This window comes from Streptococcus acidominimus, from assembly GCF_001921825.1.
GTDB classification, from domain to species: Bacteria; Bacillota; Bacilli; order Lactobacillales; family Streptococcaceae; genus Streptococcus; species Streptococcus acidominimus.
Genome location: NZ_MSJL01000081.1, coordinates 1 through 4,294, shown reverse-complemented (window position 1 = coordinate 4,294; position 4,294 = coordinate 1). Strand labels below are relative to the sequence as shown.

Below are 4,294 nucleotides of genomic sequence, written 5' to 3'. Positions count from 1 at the left end.
CCTGCCGATAATGATTAACTATTGCAGAAAGGGTTTGATTTTTTAGAACCAGATCATCTACTCCCTCATAGCCCAACTCTTTGACAAAGGCTATATCCTGCTCACTTTGACTAGTTCCAGGGAGTTGGGCAGACATTTCTTGGACAATAACATCAAAATCTCTTTCAAGCCGTTTTAAGACCCTATCATGGCTTTCTAGTGCTTTCTGCTCCATTTCCTCTATCTCGTCCTCTAAGGCCTCTATTTTGCCCTCTAAGACGCTTTCTGTATTTTTTAAAGCATTTATACGTTCCTGGAGCTTACGGCTCTCAGAGAGTCTCTGAGAGCGTTCTACGTCGATTTGAGACAAAAGGTGTTCTTTTTCCTGGTTGACTTGCTGAATCATGTCCTTGTATTCGTGCATGTCCTTGATGTCATTTGTGCCAATCAGTTTTCTTTTCACTCCCAATTGCTTAAGCATTCCTTCCAGGACTTTGACTTCTCCATCTTTGAATGCCTTCAGTTGATACCTGCCTTTTTCTATGTAGCCTGCATTCTGCAGGGCTTTTTTAAAACTAGGTTGTATCGCCAGACCATTTTTATACCCAGTTGCCAGGGGCACAACATTGAAGTGAGCATGAGGGTGTCCTTTTTCGTCCAGGTGTACTGCAGCATTGTAGATATACAGATTGGGATGTCTTTTCTGAAATTCCTCGACGTAGGTAGCCAACATTTGCCCCACAATCTTCTTGCCCTCTGGTTTCAATCCGTCCCAATCTTGCTTATTACCAATCCCGACAATGAATTCACGTTGCAAGTCCAAGGTCTTAGATTTTTTGACATGCTGGTAATAATCTTCAATCACTCTGTCTTTTCGTTTTTGCTTAGCGTTATAGTCTGCCAAAGATGGACCAAATAATTTTTGATAAACCTCTTTGAGATTTTCCTGTTTGATATAAATATTGTCTCCAACTTTACTTTTATCAATATGCTGGTGCTGAACTTCCAGGTACTCCTCTTCGCTTAAATCTCGGTTATTATGTTTAATACTTGTCATCTTGGTACTCGTCTTAAACGAAATGCTCAACTCGACCATTTTTTCCTCCCCTGCCTAGCTCCCGAATACGGGAGCTGGGCAAGCCGACTACGTCTATTGCTTGCCCAAAATCCTGTCCGACTTTATCGGACTTTTGATATAATTTCTAGACAGAAATTATATCAAATTTTTGTTACTTTTTCCAAAAAAGTAAAGTTTATGCTGTTTTGACAAACCTATCGGTTCATCAAAACGCAAACGCTCCTTCCGAGGGACTCTTGTGCAGAGGGCAATTCGTGCGAACCAACGCACAAAAAAAGCACCCTCTATGAGGGTGTCAATTATTATAAATAATACTTAAATATTTTCAAAATATTTTTTCAACTTATCTTTTTCTTTACTTGGAACATGTATCTGAATTTCAAATATATCATGTGATACTAAATCAGAATAGCCTATACTATAATTAAATTCACACCCTATACTTCCTAAAATATTCAGTACAATTTGAGATAAAAATAAATGATTATTACTAATTATTATGTATTCCTCATCCAAAACCAACAAATCATTCTCACATTCAAAACTTCCTACTATTTTCTCTATATACGAAAATAACTCATTCATTACATATATCCTTTCAATTATTAAAAAATAATTATATTATAATATTGAACAACTTTATCTTAAACTTACAAGGAGCATTGTATCTATGTTTAAAAATAAAATAAAATTATTTTGTCTAATAACTTGTTTATTTACTATTTTTATTCAAACTCCTGCTATAGCTAACACAACACCTATTTATCAAGATAGAGCAACAAACATTGGCAATGCAGGAACAACTAAACTTGAAATACAAGATAACGGAAGACAAGTCTGGTGGTATGCCAAAACTCACGATGGTTCCAGATTTCATTTCACAGGTATAATTACAGTTAAGTTTAAAGGAACAAGTCGTCCATTCTCCTATGCTGTTAGCGGTGGAGGTTATGGTTCTGTATCAAAAACTTTATCATTTTCTAAAAAAATTCAACAAGCTACTTTAACAGGTGTTGGATACATTGAAGGAAAAGGTATTTCTATAACATTCCCATTCTCTGAAGTTTATAACTATTAATAAATTATTTTAAAATCTAACTTAAAGTTGTTCAAATTGGATATCTATTAGGATATCCTTTTTTATTAACTCAATAAATAAAATAATTTTGCTTTGTCGCATTCCAAATTGCAACGATTTTTGTTCCAAGTGAAACATCATTTTCATTTTCCGAAGTATAAATCAAATCTCCATTTTCAACATCAGATAATCGCAACCTCTTTCTAATTTCTTTAAACAATCCACCATAGCCTAACTGCCGTTTTCGATATAAACCATTATACAAATCATCGACAACCTGGGCATTTTTTAAGTCTAACTCAATTGGCTTCATCGGATATTTTGCTGTCTCAAGAATTGCACCTTTGATTCCTTTCCCTTGTTCCTTAACCGCTCGAACATCGACCACTGGCACATATTCCACTTTAAGAGATTGCGACCACATTTGACCCCATTCTTCTTGCTTAATATAATCATTTTTCGATTGAAAATAGACAGGTCTAACCATCATCAAGACGTGAATATGAGGGTGGTAGGTATTCTCTTTTTCGTTGTGCGTGACCTCGACAGACCTCAAAAATCCGAGCAAATTTTTCTTAACCTTAGCCCTCTTGAACAATCTATCAAAAGACTTTGTCAACTGGCTAATTGTATCACCTAATTCCTCTCCAGGAACATTTTTTACCGTCAAAGTCAAAAAGAGAAAGCGTCCTTTTGGCTTTTCTTTAATAGCCTCGTCGACTATTTGCGAAGTCTGATAAGAGTATTTCATCGACCGCCTCCAGTTACACATTGGACAGAGTTTATTCTTGCAGAAGTAAGCCTGGTAAAGTCGAAGACTACCATCTTTTCGACGGATAAAATTCAAGGTATCTCCACAAGATTTTACCCTATCAATAAATCCGTTCTGATAATTCAGAGAATGAAAAACATCTGCCAATTTCAAGCTCAAAATCTTTCGACCCTTCCAGTTTCTATCCTTGCCTTTTTTGTTTTTATCTACGAAAACTTGCTCTTGATTTTGATTTTGCTCCATGGTATAATTTCAGTACAAAATATTTTGGAATATACAAAAAGTCCTGTACTTCTCCCTTCATAATTTTAGCTTAGAACACTTAAATTATAACACAAGGCCATTCAGAAGTAAACAGGCCTTTTTTGCTCCAAAAAAACCAGTATTATCAAGAGTTTCACCTCTCTTTACACTACTGAAATCGTACGTGAGATATTTCTATTAGTATCAAGATAAGAAGAAACCTGCTAAGCAGGTTTCTAAAAGGGGCGTTAGCCCCTTTTTTGACACTTGCTCCAACACGTGATATAATAATCTTGCTTAAAAGCATGAAGAATTAAGCGCATAGAAAAAACACCCTGGTCGCAATCCAAGGGTGCTTTTTTTGTGCTTGCTCAAGGCACGCAGGCTATTGTTTCTTTTTGTCGCGTTTGTCTGCCTGACGGATTAGCCATTCCGAAATCACATTAGCCAATATTTCTATTACCAATGGTAGCAGTACAAGCATGAAGAACATACGCATAGAAAATCTCACCTCCCACTTGCGCAGTATCGTGAGTGCGACCTTAGCATTATACCACATCTTTCGCATCATCGCTTTTTATTCCATGGTCTGATTGACAACAAGTAACCAGGGGCGGACGTACTTTGTCCGTGTCGGTCCGAAACGCTAAAGCCTTTCGGCTCGTCCCGTTCTAGCGTACTTTGCCCCCGCTTATTGTCAATCAGCTTTCACGGCATAAACCGCTCTGTGCTAGAGACTTGGACCATTATGGTCTCGCTTTGATATTTTGGATTCAAAGTCTTTTCTAGTCTGTCTCACTTGCTCTCGCTTAGCTGCAGCAATCACGTCTTCCAAGCGACGTTTGAAAGGGTCAGGTCTGCCTAGAACCTGGTTTTTAACTCTAGCCAATCGTTCTTTCACTCCAGCGTCTAAACGTGGTTCCTGGAAAACCTTGATTTTATCCCAGACTTCCTTGGCTTTCTTAAAGGCGTTAACAATGTTCAAATCGTGAAAAATAGTCTTGACTTCCTGCAATACCTGCCGATAATGATTAACTATTGCAGAAAGGGTTTGATTTTTTAGAACCAGATCATCTACTCCCTCATAGCCCAACTCTTTGACAAAGGCTATATCCTGCTCACTTTGACTAGTTCCAGGGAGTTG

At 37.3% G+C, this 4,294-nt stretch carries 5 protein-coding genes; 1 reads left to right on the top strand and 4 read right to left on the bottom strand.

The features are described 5' to 3' along the window. Together BU200_RS10125 and BU200_RS10120 are read right to left on the bottom strand one after the other, a co-directional pair. A partial coding sequence (locus BU200_RS10125; protein ID WP_158015169.1) for a plasmid recombination protein occupies positions 1 to 1,036 on the bottom strand: 1,036 nt, incomplete at its 3' end. A gap of 336 nt (positions 1,037 to 1,372) precedes the next feature. Beyond that, on the bottom strand, positions 1,373 to 1,642 hold the full coding sequence (locus tag BU200_RS10120) for a hypothetical protein (RefSeq protein ID WP_075100008.1): 270 nt from the start codon (positions 1,640 to 1,642) through the stop codon (positions 1,373 to 1,375). Positions 1,643 to 1,727: 85 nt separating this feature from the next. On the opposite strand from BU200_RS10120, the gene BU200_RS10115 reads away from it, so the two are divergent. Further along, on the top strand, positions 1,728 to 2,135 hold the full coding sequence (locus BU200_RS10115; RefSeq protein ID WP_075100007.1) for a hypothetical protein: 408 nt from the start codon (positions 1,728 to 1,730) through the stop codon (positions 2,133 to 2,135). 70 nt (positions 2,136 to 2,205) lie between these two features. On the opposite strand, the gene BU200_RS10110 is transcribed toward BU200_RS10115, so the two are convergent. Continuing rightward, entirely contained in the window at positions 2,206 to 3,150 is a 945-nt protein-coding gene (locus BU200_RS10110; RefSeq protein WP_075100006.1) for a protein rep, read from the bottom strand. 730 nt (positions 3,151 to 3,880) lie between these two features. Beyond that, positions 3,881 to 4,294 (bottom strand): hypothetical protein (locus BU200_RS11180; protein ID WP_158015167.1); only part of this gene is annotated, 414 nt, incomplete at its 5' end.